The sequence below is a fragment of the Texcoconibacillus texcoconensis genome (assembly GCF_014202575.1).
In the GTDB taxonomy this organism is placed as follows: domain Bacteria; phylum Bacillota; class Bacilli; order Bacillales; family Salisediminibacteriaceae; genus Texcoconibacillus; species Texcoconibacillus texcoconensis.
This window is the reverse complement of record NZ_JACHHB010000004.1, coordinates 204,347-221,718: the sequence shown is the minus strand read 5'-3', so window position 1 is coordinate 221,718 and position 17,372 is coordinate 204,347. Positions and strand designations below refer to the sequence as shown.

At 40.1% G+C, this 17,372-nt stretch carries 19 protein-coding genes; 16 read left to right on the top strand and 3 right to left on the bottom strand.

Annotated features, from left to right (window positions below; all coding sequences use genetic code 11):
• The first annotated feature begins 15 nt into the window (after positions 1-15).
• Entirely contained in the window at positions 16-1,359 is a 1,344-nt protein-coding gene (gene gcvPA / locus HNQ41_RS06185) for an aminomethyl-transferring glycine dehydrogenase subunit GcvPA (RefSeq protein ID WP_184663537.1), read from the top strand.
• Positions 1,356-2,822, top strand: a complete 1,467-nt coding sequence (gene gcvPB, locus HNQ41_RS06180) for an aminomethyl-transferring glycine dehydrogenase subunit GcvPB (protein ID WP_184663536.1) — start codon at positions 1,356-1,358, stop codon at positions 2,820-2,822. Before gcvPA ends, gcvPB begins: the two co-directional genes overlap by 4 nt.
• Positions 2,823-2,981: 159 nt before the next feature.
• Here the strand turns inward: gcvPB and HNQ41_RS06175 are convergent, their stop codons facing one another.
• A complete protein-coding gene (locus HNQ41_RS06175) occupies positions 2,982-3,353 on the bottom strand; it encodes a rhodanese-like domain-containing protein (RefSeq protein WP_184663535.1) in 372 nt (123 codons plus the stop codon).
• A 168-nt stretch (positions 3,354-3,521) separates the two neighbouring features.
• Here HNQ41_RS06175 and HNQ41_RS06170 point away from each other — a divergent pair, with 168 nt between their 5' ends.
• From HNQ41_RS06170 to HNQ41_RS06155, 4 genes are all read left to right on the top strand, one after another.
• Positions 3,522-4,352: a lipoate--protein ligase family protein gene (locus HNQ41_RS06170; RefSeq protein WP_184663534.1), complete on the top strand. Its 831-nt coding sequence runs from the start codon at positions 3,522-3,524 to the stop codon at positions 4,350-4,352.
• A gap of 482 nt (positions 4,353-4,834) precedes the next feature.
• On the top strand, positions 4,835-7,390 hold the full coding sequence (locus HNQ41_RS06165) for a vitamin B12-dependent ribonucleotide reductase (protein ID WP_184663533.1): 2,556 nt from the start codon (positions 4,835-4,837) through the stop codon (positions 7,388-7,390).
• Positions 7,391-7,543: 153 nt separating this feature from the next.
• The gene (mntR, locus tag HNQ41_RS06160) at positions 7,544-7,969 is read left to right on the top strand and encodes a transcriptional regulator MntR (protein WP_184663532.1); all 426 of its coding nucleotides are present in this window, start codon (positions 7,544-7,546) and stop codon (positions 7,967-7,969) included.
• Between the two features lie 159 nt (positions 7,970-8,128).
• Positions 8,129-9,016, top strand: a complete 888-nt coding sequence (locus HNQ41_RS06155) for a patatin-like phospholipase family protein (protein ID WP_184663531.1) — start codon at positions 8,129-8,131, stop codon at positions 9,014-9,016.
• Here HNQ41_RS06155 and HNQ41_RS06150 read toward each other — a convergent pair.
• Positions 9,013-9,834 carry a hypothetical protein gene (locus HNQ41_RS06150; protein WP_184663530.1) on the bottom strand — a complete coding sequence of 274 codons (822 nt, stop codon included), beginning with the start codon at positions 9,832-9,834 and terminating at the stop codon, positions 9,013-9,015. The genes HNQ41_RS06155 and HNQ41_RS06150 overlap by 4 nt on opposite strands.
• Positions 9,835-9,880: 46 nt before the next feature.
• Positions 9,881-10,276, bottom strand: coding sequence for an SA1362 family protein (locus HNQ41_RS06145; protein ID WP_184663529.1), 396 nt, complete (start codon positions 10,274-10,276; stop codon positions 9,881-9,883).
• A 295-nt stretch (positions 10,277-10,571) separates the two neighbouring features.
• On the opposite strand from HNQ41_RS06145, the gene HNQ41_RS06140 reads away from it, so the two are divergent.
• From HNQ41_RS06140 to spoIIIAE, 10 genes are all read left to right on the top strand, one after another.
• The gene (locus tag HNQ41_RS06140) at positions 10,572-11,108 is read left to right on the top strand and encodes a YqhR family membrane protein (protein ID WP_184663528.1); all 537 of its coding nucleotides are present in this window, start codon (positions 10,572-10,574) and stop codon (positions 11,106-11,108) included.
• Positions 11,109-11,189: 81 nt separating this feature from the next.
• Positions 11,190-11,630 carry a type II 3-dehydroquinate dehydratase gene (gene aroQ, locus HNQ41_RS06135; protein WP_184663527.1) on the top strand — a complete coding sequence of 147 codons (441 nt, stop codon included), beginning with the start codon at positions 11,190-11,192 and terminating at the stop codon, positions 11,628-11,630.
• Positions 11,623-12,690 (top strand): M24 family metallopeptidase, encoded by a 1,068-nt coding sequence (locus HNQ41_RS06130; RefSeq protein ID WP_184663526.1) that lies wholly within the window; start codon positions 11,623-11,625, stop codon positions 12,688-12,690. The genes aroQ and HNQ41_RS06130 overlap by 8 nt, the downstream gene beginning before the upstream one ends.
• Before the next feature lie 18 nt (positions 12,691-12,708).
• On the top strand, positions 12,709-13,266 hold the full coding sequence (gene efp / locus HNQ41_RS06125) for an elongation factor P (RefSeq protein WP_184663525.1): 558 nt from the start codon (positions 12,709-12,711) through the stop codon (positions 13,264-13,266).
• A 161-nt stretch (positions 13,267-13,427) separates the two neighbouring features.
• The gene (locus HNQ41_RS06120) at positions 13,428-13,832 is read left to right on the top strand and encodes a hypothetical protein (RefSeq protein ID WP_184663524.1); all 405 of its coding nucleotides are present in this window, start codon (positions 13,428-13,430) and stop codon (positions 13,830-13,832) included.
• A gap of 248 nt (positions 13,833-14,080) precedes the next feature.
• Positions 14,081-15,013, top strand: coding sequence for a stage III sporulation protein AA (gene spoIIIAA / locus HNQ41_RS06115; protein ID WP_184663595.1), 933 nt, complete (start codon positions 14,081-14,083; stop codon positions 15,011-15,013).
• Positions 15,010-15,522, top strand: a complete 513-nt coding sequence (spoIIIAB, locus tag HNQ41_RS06110; protein WP_184663523.1) for a stage III sporulation protein SpoIIIAB — start codon at positions 15,010-15,012, stop codon at positions 15,520-15,522. The genes spoIIIAA and spoIIIAB overlap by 4 nt, the downstream gene beginning before the upstream one ends.
• Positions 15,523-15,544: 22 nt before the next feature.
• Positions 15,545-15,751 carry a stage III sporulation protein AC gene (gene spoIIIAC / locus HNQ41_RS06105; protein ID WP_184663522.1) on the top strand — a complete coding sequence of 69 codons (207 nt, stop codon included), beginning with the start codon at positions 15,545-15,547 and terminating at the stop codon, positions 15,749-15,751.
• Between the two features lie 14 nt (positions 15,752-15,765).
• Positions 15,766-16,155, top strand: coding sequence for a stage III sporulation protein AD (gene spoIIIAD, locus HNQ41_RS06100; protein WP_343043335.1), 390 nt, complete (start codon positions 15,766-15,768; stop codon positions 16,153-16,155).
• Between the two features lie 16 nt (positions 16,156-16,171).
• Positions 16,172-17,359: a stage III sporulation protein AE gene (spoIIIAE, locus tag HNQ41_RS06095; RefSeq protein WP_184663521.1), complete on the top strand. Its 1,188-nt coding sequence runs from the start codon at positions 16,172-16,174 to the stop codon at positions 17,357-17,359.
• Positions 17,360-17,372 lie beyond the last annotated feature (13 nt).

Below are 17,372 nucleotides of genomic sequence, written 5' to 3'. Positions count from 1 at the left end.
AAGGGAGTTGTATCAATGAATTATCGTTATTTACCTACGACCGACCGTGATCAACAAAAAATGCTTGATGAAATTGGCGTTGAACAAGTTGAGGATTTATTTGCTGATATACCTGCTGGAGTTCGTTATAAAGAAGATTTGCAATTACCACCTTCGTTGTCTGAACCGGAACTCGTCAAACATTTACAAGGGTTAGCGAAAAGAAATATTGATACAAATGACTATGTTTCTTTCCTTGGTGCAGGTGTGTATGAACATTATATTCCAAGTGTCGTCAATCACGTCATATCTCGTTCTGAATTTTATACGGCTTACACGCCTTACCAACCTGAAATTTCTCAAGGTGAATTACAAGCCATCTTTGAGTTTCAGACGATGATTTGCGAGCTCACAGGAATGGAAGTTGCTAATTCATCGATGTACGATGGGTCGACAGCACTTGCTGAAGCGGCGATGATGAGTGTAGGGCAAACGAAGAAAAATACGGTGCTCGTCTCTGAATCTGTTCACCCCGAAGCATTACAAGTATTAAAGACAGTTGCAAAAGGTCAGAACGTCGAGGTGAAAACGGTCTCGATCGCAAATGGGACGACAGACTTGAACGATTTAAAAGAGAAGTATGATGATGATACAGCTTGTGTCCTTGTCCAACATCCGAACTTCTTTGGTCACCTTGAAGATTTAGAGGCGGTTGAAAAAGTGGTTCATGAAAAGAAATCGTTATTTGTTGTCTCGAGCAACCCATTAAGTTTAGGTGTCCTCCAACCACCGGGTCATTTTGGTGCGGATGTTGTCGTAGGTGATGTGCAACCATTTGGTATTCCTTCACAGTATGGTGGGCCTCATTGTGGTTATTTTGCGGTTGCAAAGAAGTTCATGCGAAAAGTCCCTGGTCGCCTCGTAGGACAAACAAAAGACGAAAATGGAAAGCGTGGGTTCGTGTTGACGTTACAAGCACGCGAACAGCATATTCGCCGTGATAAAGCGACGTCAAATATTTGTTCTAATCAAGCTTTGAATGCATTAGCTGCTTCTGTTGCGATGTCTGCACTTGGTAAAAAAGGTGTTCAAGATATGGCGAATCAAAACATTCAAAAAGCGCACTATGCGAAAAATCGCTTAAATGAGGCTGGATTTTCAACAGTTTATGAGCAACCATTTTTTAATGAGTTTGTGGTAGATGTGAAAAAAACTGTTGCAGAAGTGAACGAGGAATTGTTAAAGCGTGGGATGTTAGGTGGCTTTGATCTAGGGTCGATTGATCAAAAACGTGAGAATCAAATGTTAATCGCTGTTACGGAACTAAGAACGAAAGAAGAAATCGATCGATTCGTAGACGGATTGGAGGAGATCGTATGAGTGAAAAACAACATGCACTAATATTTGAGTTAAGTGAACCTGGCCGTGTTAGTTATAGCCTTCCTGACTTGGATGTACCTGAACAGTCCATCGGTGAGTTGGTTCCTACTAACTATGTGCGAGAAGAGCCGCCTGATTTGCCAGAAGTATCAGAATTGCAATTGATGAGACATTATACTTCCCTTTCAAATAGAAATCATGGTGTTGACAGTGGTTTTTATCCACTTGGTTCTTGTACGATGAAATACAATCCGAAAGTACACGAAGATGTTGCTCGTCTGCCTGGTTTTGCACATATTCATCCGTATCAACCAGTGTCAACGGTCCAAGGTGCATTGGAGCTTATGTATGAATTACAGAACTCCTTAGCAGAAATTACGGGAATGGATGAAGTAACACTACAATCGGCAGCTGGAGCCCAAGGCGAGTGGACGGGTTTAATGTTAATTCGTGCATTTCATGAAGCGAATGGCGATTTCCAGAGAACGAAAGTCATTGTTCCAGACTCCGCTCATGGTACAAATCCTGCATCAGCGACAGTTGCAGGGTTTGATGCAGTAACTGTGAAGTCTAATGACCGTGGACTTGTTGATCTTGATCATTTAAAAGAAGTGGTAGGAAATGATACAGCAGCTCTTATGCTAACAAACCCAAATACGCTTGGTTTGTTTGAAGAAGAAATCGTTGAGATGGCAAAGGTGGTTCATGAAGCTGGAGGTAAGCTTTACTATGATGGTGCAAACTCTAATGCCATTTTAGGGATTACCCGCCCAGGGGACATGGGTTTTGACGTTGTTCATTTAAATTTACACAAAACGTTTACAACACCGCACGGAGGTGGTGGTCCTGGTTCGGGACCAGTTGGTGTTAAAGAAGAACTAGCCCGATTCTTGCCTGTTCCAACGGTTGTAAAAGAAGAAGGTTATTATCGGTTTAACCGCGAAAGTGAACGTCCTGATTCAATAGGTCGTATAAAACCTTACTATGGTAACTTCGGTATTAATGTGCGAGCCTATACTTATATTCGAACAATGGGCGCTGAAGGGTTGAGGAAAGTATCAGAAAATGCAGTTTTAAATGCAAATTATATGATGAGAAGGCTTGCTCCATATTTTGATGCACCTTATGAACAACATTGTAAACATGAATTTGTTTTGTCAGGAAGGAAGCAGAAAAAATTAGGTGTTCGTACATTAGATATTGCAAAGAGGTTGTTGGACTTTGGTTACCATCCGCCTACAATTTACTTCCCGTTAAATGTAGACGAGTGTATGATGGTTGAGCCAACAGAAACGGAGACGAAAGAGACCCTTGATGCATTTATTGATGCGATGATTCAAATTGCCAAAGAAGCAGAAGAAGAACCAGAAACCGTTCAAGAGGCACCACACGAAACAGTGTTGGGGCGACTTGATGAAACAACGGCTGCGAGAAAGCCAGTTCTTCGCTATCAGAAGTCATAATTTTACAGACGAAAGGAGGAATGCCAAGTAGGCATTCCTCCTTTTGGCGAGATTTATTTTTAGGTGGGCGATACTGCAGCATCTACATATGCGCAGGTCATCTTTTACGTTGCTAAAATGCAACTTCGGAGAGGTGGACTTTTAAGCTCACCATTCCGTTTATTTTTTAATTTTGCCAGTCCATTTTTTAAATCCGCCTTTAAGTGCAACGATTTCTTCAACACCGCGTTTTTTCTTTAATAATTTCGATGCCTGTGCGATGCGTGAACCATTTTGGTCATACAAATACACAGCTTGATCTGGACGTACTTCAGTAAGTCGGTGTCTCATTTGTGAAAGGGGAAGGTTGCGGGCACCTAAGATGTGTCCAGTATTAAATTCTTTTTCTTCACGAATGTCGAAAAGTTGTGCTTTGCGGTAGCCTTCTTTGAACTCTTCAGTTGTGACAGACTTTACATCACTCGGTTTTTTGAGTCGACTAATGATGAAAATAATGAGAATTATCGTAAGTATAACGTATAACCAAGCCATTTTTAGGCCACTCCTTTTCAAGTTTGCTCAACGTCCATATTAAACGAAAATGGAATATCAGACAAGCCAAAATCCACTTTAACGATGAAACGAGCCGATATTTGGACGTTTCATTCATTTTCATCTATGATGGACATTGTATCTGAAAAAAAGAAAGGAACGTGGACAATGGAAACTTGGGCTTTTCTTGATACGAGTGCTGGAAGTCCAGCGTATAATATGGCAGTTGATGAGGTGTTATTATCTTGGCATAGTCGTGGGAAAATTCCACCAGTGATTCGTTTTTATACATGGGACCCTGCAACGCTTTCGGTCGGGTACTTCCAAAAGGTGGACAAAGATATAAATATGGAAGCTGTCAGAAATCATCAAGTCGGTTTCGTACGAAGAGCGACTGGTGGAAGAGCGGTCCTCCACGATCAAGAACTTACATATAGTGTCATCGTCACAGAAGATTACCCGGATATGCCTGAGTCTGTGACGGAAGCTTACCGTGTTATTTCTCAAGGGCTTTTACAAGGTTTTCGAAAATTAGGACTATCGGCTGAATTTGCAATTCCGCGTACAGAAGAGGAACGTAATGCATTAAAACAGCCTCGTTCCGCTGTCTGTTTTGACGCACCTTCTTGGTATGAGCTTGTCGTTGAAGGGCGTAAAGTAGCAGGTAGTGCACAAACGAGACAAAAAGGTGTTATCCTTCAGCACGGGTCAATCATTCTCGATTTAGATGAGGATAAGCTGTTTGATATGTTTCAATATCGAAATGACCGAATTCGCGAACGGATGCAACGCCAATTTAAAAACAAGGCCGTTGCGATCAACGAATTGCGAGAGCAACCTGTGACGATTGCTGAAGCTAGCATTGCCTTTAAACAAGGTTTTGCTGACGCGCTAAATATTCAATTAGAGCCATTAACATTAACCGATGAAATGAAACAAGAAGTGGACCGTTTGATGAATGAAAAGTATGCAAATGATGAGTGGAATTTTCGTTTGTAACTGAAGGTACTACGATGATTGTCGTAGTACTTTTTTTGTCTTTTTTTGGGGAAGTTTCGTTTTGAAGCCGTAAAATCTATCTTTTCTATCACTTGTAAATAAGAGATGATGATCTTTCATTCGTCAAGTCTTTTTCCGAACTGTTTTTTGTGGTAGGATTCTTTTTCGACAGGTCTTGAAAGGCTTGGTCATCTTTCTTTTTTATTGCTATATGACAAACGAAAAAAATGTCGCTCATTGACATTTAGCTAACGAATTCGTGAATTATGGCTTAAATTCGTCAGTTAACGTAAAATTTTGATTTTGACAAATCTATAAAATCTGTTCTCTGAATCAATATGTGGTATCATTCTCGCGAAAGGGTACACTATATATTGATGATTGAAGCGGGCTATGTTAAGCTAAACTAACAAACATTGGTAGAAACATCGCAGATCGCAAAAACTATCAATCTCGTAACAAGTCGAAAAGGGGAGAAGGCCATGACTACGAGCACATTTACGAAAGAAATTAATGTCGAACAATTAAATCGTGATATCGAACAATTTCCGCAAGTACATTCGATAACATCAGATATGCACATAACGAAGAACGGCGTTTCGCGACTCGTGATGCTTGACCGATATACATTTAAGGACACGGAGAAGAAAACGTTGAAGGAAGGAGACTTTGTGGTCTTAACAGTAAAAGAAGATCCGAAGTTTCCAGCACGTGGTTATGGTTTTATAAAAGCGTTAGACCTCGAAAACGACCTTGCTAAGATTGCCATCGACGATGAATTTCGTTCAGCAATTGAAAATCCGGCAGAACAAGAAACGGGGGTTGTTGTTCGAACAATTGATTCCATTGATAAGCCGTTAGAAATTTATTATGAACAAATTGCAAAACGAAATGCGACAGGTTTGGCTTCTGTGGAAGTGGAACCACAAAAACGAGAACAAGCATTTCAATCTTTCTATCATGAACTCGTATCGATGAATTTCGTTCCGGCAGGTCGTGTTCTTTACGGAGCTGGTGCAGAAACGGATGTTACGTATTTCAACTGTTATGTGATGCCTTTTGTTCAAGATTCCAGAGAAGGGATTTCAGAACATCGTAAGCAAGTGATGGAAATTATGAGTCGTGGAGGAGGCGTTGGAACGAACGGTTCTACTTTACGACCGAGAAACACATTGGCGCGAGGTGTGAATGGAAAATCGTCAGGGTCGGTATCATGGCTGGATGACATCGCAAAATTGACACATCTTGTTGAACAAGGTGGATCAAGGCGCGGTGCGCAAATGATTATGCTCGCCGATTGGCATCCTGATATTTTAGAATTTATCATTTCTAAGATGCAAAACCCGCGTATTTTACGTTATCTATTGGAAAATAGTGACGATGAATATATTCAAAAACTTGTCAAACAAAAGCTGAAATTTACACCGCTTACCCAATTGGAAGAATCTATGTATCAGTCGATTGTTAATTATGAAGCAATCCCAGGGAAGGGCGGATTCGATCAAAGTGTGATTAACGATGCGAAAGAAAAACTTCGTATTGGTGGCACGTATACTGTAAATAATCCTGAGTTTTTAACTGGCGCTAATATTTCTGTATGTTTAACAAATGACTTTATGGAAGCTGTTGAAAATGACGATGACTATCAACTTCGTTTTCCTAATGTGGAGAATTATTCCGAAAGCGAAATGGAAGCATATAACCGTGAATGGCAGGAGTATGGCGATGTTCGTGAGTGGGAAGCACTGGGCTTTTCAATTAAGACATATCGTACGGTTAAAGCGCGTGAGTTATGGAATCTGATTAATATTTGTGCAACTTATTCAGCTGAACCAGGAATCTTCTTTATCGATAACGCAAATGAAATGACAAATGCAAGTGCGTACGGTCAAAGAGTTGTTGCAACAAACCCATGTGGTGAGCAACCTTTAGCACCATATTCTGTTTGTAACTTGGCAGCAGTCAATTTAGCAGAGATGGCAGATCGAGAAACGAAAACGGTAGACTTTGAAAAGTTAAAGCAAACGGTCGCAACCGGTGTGCGTATGCAAGATAACGTCATTGATGCAACCCCTTATTTCTTGGAAGAAAATACGAAACAAGCAAAGGGAGAGCGGCGCGTAGGTCTTGGCGTCATGGGGTTACATGACCTATTGATTTACACCGAGACGGTTTATGGCTCTAAAGAAGGAAATGAGCTTGTTGACCAGATCTTTGAAACGATTGCTACAACCGCTTATCGTACGAGTATTGAATTAGCGAAAGAGAAAGGTTCATTTCCGTATTTAATGGGTGAAAATGAGGCTGAAACAAATCATCTTCGTGAAAAGTTCACCTCAACAGGGTATATGTATAAAATGCCTGAAGATATTCGTGAAGGTGTTTTAAAATATGGTATTCGAAATTCGCACTTATTGACAGTTGCCCCTACTGGAAGTACGGGTACGATGGTAGGTGTAAGTACGGGCTTAGAACCATATTTTTCTTTCTCTTACTTTAGAAGTGGACGATTAGGGAAGTTTATTGAAGTGAATGCAGATATTTTACAAGAGTATTTAAACGAACACCCAGAAGCAGATCGTGACAATTTACCTGAATGGTTCATTTCAAGTATGGATTTGTCACCAGAGGCACATGCTGACCTTCAGTGCGTCATTCAGCGTTGGGTTGATAGCTCATTGAGTAAAACAGTTAATGCTCCGAAGGGGTATACAGTCGACCAAGTAAAAAATGTTTATGAACGACTATACAAAGGTGGAGCAAAAGGCGGTACCGTTTATGTAGATGGTAGTCGTGATTCACAAGTTTTAACATTAAAAGCTGAAGACCAAGGCTCTGGTGAAGAGGTAGCTGAAACTGAAGAAGAGAGAAACCATGTCGTTGTTGTCGATACGATCACAGATTTGCGTTCAACGTCAGTAAGTATCGGTTCAGAAATCGGAGATACATGTCCGGTTTGTCGTCAAGGAACAGTCGAAGATATCGGTGGTTGTAACACGTGTACGAACTGTAATGCACAACTAAAGTGTGGCTTGTAAATATAAAGCCTGTCCACTGGACAGGCTTTTCATAATGACAATGATGATTTCAGCTACATCTCCTAGTGTCCAACCTACTTTTATTGTATAATGATTTTAATAAACATTGATGATACATACGTATACGTTTAGTATTTTATTGGAGGGAACACCATGCCGACGCCGAGTATGGAAGATTATTTAGAACGGATATATTTGTTAATAGAAGAAAAAGGATACGCGCGAGTTTCTGATATTGCCGAAGCACTCGAAGTCCATCCGTCATCGGTAACAAAAATGGTCCAGAAATTGGACCAAAGTCAATACTTAGTTTATGAAAAGTATCGTGGGCTCGTATTGACGCCAAAAGGGAAAAAGATCGGAAAACGTCTCGTATATCGTCACGATTTACTAGAAGACTTTATGGATATTATCGGTGTCGCAGGTGAAAACATTTACGAAGATGTGGAAGGTATCGAACATCATTTAAGTTGGGATGCGATAGACCGTATTGGTGACCTTGTGCAATACTTTCGTGAAGACGAAGAGAGAATAAAGAAACTACGTCAAGTACAAAGAGAAAGTGAAATTGAAGAATAATGTTATAGTGAATATTGAAAGTCAGGCCTTCGTGCAGGAAAAGTGGTTGAGATCTTGGATTTTTTACTCAAACCTTCACGCAGGGCTTGACTTTTATTTTGTGCTTTATTCTGTTTTCTTCCCTTCATTCATAAACTTTAAAGATCAGGAGGTGAGTGAATGGAGGCTGATGGTGTCTTTGCTGGTGGTGGCGTTAAAGCATTTGCTTTTATTGGAGCATTAAGAGCATTAGAAGAAGCAGGTGTCAACTTAACTCGTGTTGCAGGTACAAGTGCCGGTGCCCTTACTGCAGCTCTGTATATGGCAGGATACCGTAGTGATGAGCTTGAACGTACGATGGAAACATTCGAACCGAGTGATATTCTTGAGCATAGGAAATTTTTTTCATTATCTCCCCGTGTTTTAAAGTGGGTTTCCCTTTATCGCTATTTAGGTTTGTATCGGGGAGATAAGTTTGAAGCGTGGTTAACGGACTTATTACAAAAAAAGGGGGTTCGCACGTTCGCAGACTTACCGAAAGGAAGTCTACGGATGGTGGCTTCAGATTTATCGTATGGGGAATTTTTCATACTCCCTGACGATTTGCCACGTTACGGAAAGTCAGCAGATCAGTTTTCTGTTGCGAAAGCAGTGCGCATGAGTTGTAGCTTGCCGTTTTTGTTCGAACCGGTACGGTTAAAAGGAGGTTCGAAATATGAATCGGTCATCGTAGACGGGGCTGTGTTGAGTAACTTTCCAATCTGGCTATTTTCCAAAAGAGATAAAAAGGAGAAGCGCCCGATCATCGGTTTTCAACTGTCAGCAAGTAACGAACCATTACCGGAAAGGAAAATAGATAATGGATTAGAAATGGTCCCTTCTATTTTACAAACAATGCAGAGCGCCCATGACCGACAATATATTGCTAAGCATGAAGCTGAAAGTATCGTCTTTATTCCGGTGAAGGATGTATCTGTGACAGATTTTCAATTAGATACAAAAGAGCGTCAAGAATTAATAAAATTAGGTGAACGTAAGACCAACGAATTTTTAAGCCGCTGGCCTTAAGTGATGTGGCGAATACTTCCTTCTCGTGAATATAAATGCAATGCATAAAACATGTAAGGTGCGATGAATGTTATCCAAAGCGTGACAATGGTTCCAAAGGTGAATGAAAAAAATGGTAGCTGTACGAAAGGTAAACGAAAAACAAAATAAATAGCAATAACCCCTGCACTACCTATGAAAAATGCAATACACCTGTTGATTAAAGAAGCACCATTAATAATACTTCGTACTTTCAGTCTTTCTAAAGAGTAGCCAATACTAGCCCCAAACAGAATACCAGGATAAATCATAGCTGAAGTGAGTGGATAAATGAGACTTATGAGAGCACTTGGGATGAGTAGGGTGAGAAAAATAAACGTTTTTTCTGGCATTCCTTCAATCCAATCGAAACTTCGATAAAACATGTAAATGATAAAACCACCTATAACAACACTTCCAGCAATTGTATAAACGTGAGTTTCAGCCAAAAAGAAAAAGAAAAAACTGATCAAGACAATAGGAGAAAGCGTAAGCAAGAGTTGCCTTTTATTTCGAATGAGAGGAATAAAATACGCAAATAGAGCGGTGACAAGTTGTATATGAGGATGTGTAAATGTAACTGTTGTGTTGTTCGTATAAATTAACGGAACGTACTGATGAAATAATAAGCTTAATGATAAAGAAAAACTGCTAATAAGAAGTAAATGAAAGCCAACAGTTCTATTTATACTCCAATATAATAGACCGATCGTGAATAAAAGAGGGAAGTGTGAAGTTATAACGTTCGTTACACTCGTATTCGTATAAAATTCAGTGAATACAGTACTGTTAAGGTCCATAAAACGTCACTGCTCCTTTCTTATGTTATAGAAAAGAACCAAGCTTTTAAAATAAGGCTCGGTTCTTTTTCTTGTTCTTTTTCCCTTCAATGACTTTTAATTGAACGTCAGATTGTTTTTTTACAAGAGGGCGAGTCGTCCGTTTTTGTTGGTTCTTTTTATCCTTTTTCCAAAAAGCAGCTTTGTTTGTTTTAGATGCTTTCTTTCCGTAATGTGATCGAGGTGGGCGGCTAGTTACAGGTTGATATTGTGTCTGGTAGCCTCCAGACATTTTGGGGATGACAAAACGTTTGAAAACCCAAATGATCACACCAGCAATAGCAACCGTCGTTAACAAAGATAAAAGGAAACGACCAGGCTCTGTAAACAGGCGGTATCCCAAGCCAATTATGGCTAGTGCAAAGATAATAAGGATCATAGGGTGTATAGAGTGACGAAACATCGTTCCACCTCCAAGTCTCAATTCAAATTAAACCGTCATTATGTAAAAAAACTAGGGCGGTTTCGAATCAAGGTATTCAAAAATGCTAGCTTTTTTTACTTCAATTAATTAATATCACCACTCCTTACGGTATGAAGGAAACTTGATAGCCTTATTGTACACGAAAAGGAGGGAGATCTCCAAGGTGATAAGTACTACTGTTTTACTATTCCCGAATTTCTTCCTTTTTACACCTGGATATAAAATGTGCAAAAAATATTTGTTATTGGGCATGCTATTTTTTGAGGTGATATCAATGAGTCAAAATAAGAATTCGGAGAATCAACAAAATCAACAACAAGACCAAATTCCTGAAGGCGTACCATCGATGTCATTTCCTGTGTATGTCACGATTACAGGAATGTTTGGAGGTCTTATTTGGGGGATTGTCGGTTACGTTGCGTTTATTCTTAACTTTATAAGAGTTGGTCCAGCAATGGCGCTAATGCCGTGGGCACTTGGCCCTTGGAAAGAGACGTGGATTGGACAAATTGTCGGTATTCTCGTGATCTCACTCATTTCTATTGGCGTTGCCTTTTTATACAGATTGTTATTTGTGAAAATTAATAGTATATGGCCAGGTTTACTGTTTGGTGCGGGGTTATGGATTATTGTATTTGGACTGTTAAATCCGATGTTCCCAGGTTTAAAATCGTTGTTCAACTTAGACATTAATACGATCATTACAAGTGCTTGTATCTACGTTGTTTATGGTTTGTTTATTGGGTATTCGATCTCTTATGAATATCAGGAGCAGCAAGATGAACGAGCCCAGCAGTCTATTCAAAGCTAGACCAGTGTGTTAAAATGTGCAACAAGGATGCGTGCGTGTTGAAATCGCGGTCCATGCTTTTGTCGTTAGGGAGGGGAGTTTATGGATAAGGTCCTCATACTTAATGGTCCTAATTTGAACCGATTAGGAACGAGAGAACCTGATGTTTATGGGCGTGAATCATTGGAAGACTTGAAAAAGCGTTTAGATAAATTCGGAAATAAACGTGGTGTATCAATAAGAATGGAACAATCCAACCATGAAGGTGAGTTGGTTGATCTCTTGCACACAGCAGAGGAAGATTGCCAAGGTATTGTGATCAACCCGGCCGCTTTTACGCATTATAGTTATGCATTACGTGATGCAATCGCGAGTTTATCTATTCCGACTGTTGAAGTCCATTTATCAAATGTTCACGCTCGTGAATCATTTCGCCAGACGTCTGTCACTGCTCCGGTTTGCGTTGGTCAATTGTCAGGCTTCGGCTTTTTAGGTTACGAAATGGCCATTGATTATTTGTTGAGGAGGAATGACAGTGAGTAGATTACAGGCTTTGCGGGAGACGTTTCAAGATGCGAGCATCGATGGGATTCTTGTTGCAAGCTCTACGAATCGGAGGTACTTATCAAAGTTTACAGGTACTGCAGGTGTTGTACTTATAAGTGAAAATGAAGCAAAATTAATTACTGATTTTCGCTACACCGATCAAGCAGAAGAGCAAGCTGTAGGGTTTGAGATTGTTGAACATAGTGGTCCAATTGTCGATGAAGTAGCAAACCAAATTGAACAATTGGGGTTAAAGAAGGTAGGTTTTGAAAAAGATCACCTTACATATGCACAATACGAGACATACCGAGAAAAGGTCAATACAAACCTCGTACCAGTAAGTGGGCTTGTTGAAAAGTTACGTATGGTCAAAGACGAGCAAGAAATCCAAACGTTGCAAGAAGCGGTAGATATCGCTGATGAAACATTTAATCATATTCAAAGCTTCATAAGGCCGGGTGTAAAAGAGATTGATGTTGCGAATGAAATTGAGTTTTTCATGCGTAAACAAGGAGCCGTTTCTTCATCATTTGATATTATCGTGGCCTCAGGCTATCGATCTGCACTTCCGCACGGAGTTGCAAGTGAAAAAACGATTCAACATGGGGAACTTGTTACCCTTGACTTCGGTGCCTATTATAAAGGGTACTGCTCGGACATTACACGTACTGTTGCTGTCGGCGAGCCATCAGAAGAATTGAAAGCCATTTATAATACGGTATACGAAGCACAAAAACTTGCTATGAATCAAATAAAAGCAGGTTTAACCGGCAAAGAAGCTGATAAAATTGCTCGCGATTATATTACTGAACGAGGCTATGGAAAATATTTTGGTCATTCTACAGGTCATGGACTAGGTATGGAAGTTCATGAAGGTCCAGGTGTGTCTCACCGTAGTAATGTAACATTGAAGCCCGGTATGGTTGTGACGGTAGAACCAGGAATTTATATCTCTGGGGTTGGTGGCACACGAATCGAGGATGATACGGTTATTGCAGAAAATGGAAACCGTTCGTTATCAAAATCCACAAAAGAACTATTAATTTTAGGTGAATAAAAGAGGAGGAACAAAATCATGATTTCAGTAAACGATTTTAAAACGGGTCTTACGATCGAAGTAGATAATGGTATTTGGCAAGTTGTCGATTTCCAACATGTTAAACCAGGAAAAGGGGCAGCATTTGTCCGTTCAAAGTTACGTAATTTACGTACGGGTGCGATTCAAGAAAAAACGTTTCGTGCCGGTGAAAAAGTAGAAAAAGCACATATTGAAAACAATAAAATGCAGTATTTATACGCAAGTGGTGCAACACATACGTTTATGGATATGAACACGTATGAACAACTCGAGTTACAAACGAGTCAAATTGAAGAACAATTGAACTATTTAAAAGAAAATATGGAAGTGCAAATTATGACTTATGGAGGAGAAACACTAGGTGTCGAAGTGCCAAATACTGTGGAACTAGAAGTGACGGAAACAGAACCAGGTATTAAAGGTGACACAGCTTCTGGAGGTACGAAACCAGCAACGCTTGAAACAGGATTGACGGTGCAAGTACCATTCTTTATTAACCAAGGTGAAGTCATCGTTGTTGATACGCGTAAAGGGGAATATCAGTCCCGAGCATAGTAAAAACATGACCAAGTCGCAATTTCGAGTGTTCTCGAAAGGCGCCTTGGTCTTTTTTATGCTTTAATTTTCGGAAAATTCAGCTTTTAAATCGTAATATGGATGGGTATCCTAATTGTACAAAGAGCATATATTAATGAGTAAAGAGGGGAGGTAATGGGTTGAAACGAAATCAACTGCAGTTAAGTGATCAACTTATAGTTCGTTATTATGAGTTTTCTGATGATGTTGTTTGTGTTGAAGTTATGAAAGATGGTAAAGATTTTGGGGCATTTTGTTCTGACCGGTTGCAATTTCAAGAGTGGGATGAAGGGGAACTTCAACAACTTGCAGAAACACATGTTAAGCAAAATGATGGCATAACGGTGTCTCCTGACCGTAATCTCAGATCTTTATCTGAAGGATATGAAATTGAGTATACAAATCATTGGGGTAATATGTATTGCCTCGATATTTACAAACAAGGGGTTTATGAGAGTTCCTTTTGTGTTGATCGATCCTCCTTTGAGGAATGGATGGATGATGAGGAGCAACTTATCGCAGTCGTTAAAAGCCAAATTTCGTAAAACAAGTCATGAAAATATGGGATGTGAATATTTAAAGGCCTTATCATAGCCACAAACAAATTGGCTCATGGTGAGGTTTTTTTTGTTTTGACGTTCTGAATATTGGACGGGCGACATAAGCTAGTACAAAACAGCTGACATGAAAATAATAGAAGTGTAAATGACATATTATTAAAAGCATATTGCTGTTGTACATGCATACATTTGGAGACAAAGGCATGTACACATTGAAGGTCGAGGTGAATAGCGTGAAAGAGGTTTTTGACGTTTTACCCAAACGCCTCGTTCATTGGATAAATAGCATTGATGAACGTGAGATTCAAAAAATCGAAGAAATAAGAATTCGCCATTCACAAGCGCTAGAATTAGATGTCAACGGACGGGTGATGTATTTGCCTGGAAAGGGAAGTCAACAAGGTGTTCGTGATGAAGAGATGCAATACATCTTAAACCAGTTAAGTAACTATTCTCTTTATACTTTAGATGAAGAATTAAAACGTGGCTATATAACGATTAAAGGCGGTCACCGCGTTGGTCTGGCGGGCAAAGTTGTCACTGACCAAGGCCGAGTTAAGGGGATTCGAGCGGTTAGCTCTTTTAACATTCGAATTGCTAAACAAACTTTAGGTGTAGCCGATCGTTATGTGCCTCGGTTAATACAAGCTGGGAAATGGAAAAGTACGCTTCTGATCGGCGCTCCGAAAACAGGGAAAACGACGTTTCTACGTGATATCGCCAGAATCATCAGTGAAGGATTCCCTTCTGAGCGTCTCCCTGCTAAAAAGGTCGGTATTGTTGATGAACGTTCAGAGATTGCAGGATCGTTAAAAGGTGTTCCTCAACATACTTTCGGGCCTAGAGTTGATGTGCTTGATGCATGTCCGAAAGCAGAAGGAATGATGATGATGATTCGCTCAATGAGCCCTGATGTGTTAGTCGTTGATGAAATCGGTCGCAAAGAAGATACTGAAGCCATCGTAGAAGCGATGAATGCAGGCGTAAGAGTGATTGCGTCTGTGCATGGAGACGATTGGCATGATGTAAGACGAAGGCCGGCACTGGAGCCACTATGGGAAGGGAATGTGTTTGAGCGTTTTGTGGAATTCGCACCTCATTCAAAACCAGGCACCATTGCAGCAATTCGGCGACCGAGAGATGTTACACAGGCGGTGTCAAAATGAAACTGCTGGGTGCTATTTTTATTATTTGTGCATCGACGGGTATCGGCTTTGCCTTGGCAAGGAATTTGAAGGAAAGGACAAAGCAGTTACGTGATATGAAACAAGCGATCACTTCTTTAGAAGCAGAGATGGTCTATACAATGACCCCACTTGCTGAAGCGTGTCATCGTGTATCGCAACAGGTCCCTTCTCCGGTATCGACCTTTTTTTCTACCTTTTCAGATGCATTGCAAAAAGGAGAGTCTTCAGCTTATCAAGCTTGGACAAAGTCATTGGCATCGTTAAAGGCGCATTCTTGTCTACAACAATCCGATTTAGATGTCATTTTACAATTTGGTGCATCGTTAGGTCAGCAAGATTTAGAGCAACAACAAAAACAAGTGAAATTAACGTTATCAAATATAGATAGACAAGAGTTAGAAGCATCTGAAAAGCAAAAACGCAGTGAAAATATGTATAAGAGTCTCGGGTTTTTGGGCGGTTTGTTAATGACAATCATACTGATTTAGCTTCGCAAAGGGGGAAGGGTACGTGAATTACGATGTTAATTTAATTTTTCAAATCGCAGGGGTAGGAATCGTCGTTGCCATGATCCACACAGTATTGAAGCAAATGGGGAAGGAAGAGATCGCGCATTGGGTTACACTTTTAGCCTTCGTCATCGTTTTGTATATGGTTGTTAATGTCGTCGATGACCTGTTTCAAACAATACGTAGCGTCTTCCTCTTTCAAAACTGAGGGAGGTGGTTCATATCGAAATATTACAAATCGTCGGTCTTGGTCTCGTTGCGACGTTTTTAGCGCTCATTGTCAAAGAACATAACCCGAGTTTTGCATTTTTGCTCACCGTCTTTGTCGGCGTCATCATTTTTATATTTTTAGCTGAACAAATCGCCAATATTGTTGCCATGTTAGAAGAATTAGCTGAAAGTGCGCAAATCAATATGGTGTATATGGAGACGATTTTAAAAATTATAGGCATTGCATATATCGCTGAATTTGGTGCACAAATTGCCAAAGATGCTGGGCAAGGAGCTATAGCTTCGAAGATTGAACTTGGTGGGAAGGTCATCATTATGGTTATGGCCATACCGATTATTACAGCAATTATTGAAACTGTGATTGGATTATTGCCGAATTAAGAGCGGAGGGAAACGGATGCGCGTACCATTGTTGTTCGTCCTTGGTATCGCTATGATCGTTTGTTTATTTCCTGGAAACGTACAAGCTGTTGATGATGCAACGGACACATTTGATGAAGAAGGAATGGTAGAAGAACAGTTGGAAGACCTTGGTCTTGAAGAGGTTGAACAATTTTGGGAAGAGGTCGTAAATGAATACGGGGGTTTTTTTCCTGAAATTCAGAGAGGTTCTTTCATGGAGTTTGTCCGTGGTGATCAAGAATTTTCCCCGAAAGAGTGGGGGCTTGGATTTGTTCGCTTTGCGTTTCACGAAATTATTGTTCATGGCCAGCTACTTGGGACACTCATATTGTTGGCAATATTCAGCCTTATATTAAGGCATCTACAAAACGCCTTTGAAAAACATACGATTAGTAAAGTTGCATATGCGATTACTTACTTGATTTTACTATCATTTGTTTTAAATAGCTTCCATGTCGCTATTGACTTTACGATGCAAACGGTCGATACGATGACTAATTTCATGATCGCGCTTATGCCAATTTTACTCGTTATTATGGCCACTTTGGGTGGTGTGACGTCCGTTGCACTTTTTCATCCGTTGATCATTTTTCTCGTACAGACGAGCGGGTTGTTCGTTCAATACTTCGTGTTGCCTTTGCTTTTTTTATCGGCTTTACTAAGTATTGTTAGCACGATGAGTGACCATTATAAATTGACGAAATTATCATCTTTTCTCCGCAATATCGCTGTAGGAGGACTGGCTGTTTTTTTAACAATGTTTCTAGGTGTTATCTCTGTTCAAGGTGCTGCGACGGCTGTAGCTGATGGGATTGCGGTCAGAACAGCAAAATTTGTAACAGGAAACTTTGTCCCTGTTGTTGGGCGAATGTTTACGGATGCCGCTGACACCGTGATGGGTGCATCTGTATTGTTGAAAAATACAGTCGGTGTTGTAGGGCTTGTTCTTTTATTACTGATTTGTGCTTTCCCGGCAATTAAGGTACTTGCGATCGCTTTTATATATAGTTTTTCTTCTGCGATCATTCAACCATTAGGAGATGGTCCGCTTATAAAAGTGTTATCAGAAGTAGGGAAGTCAATGTTATTTATTTTTGCTTCGCTCGCAACAGTAAGTTTAATGTTTTTCTTAGTGATTACAGTGGTTGTTATATCAGGGAATTTATCATTAATGATTCGTTAGTTCTAACGATACG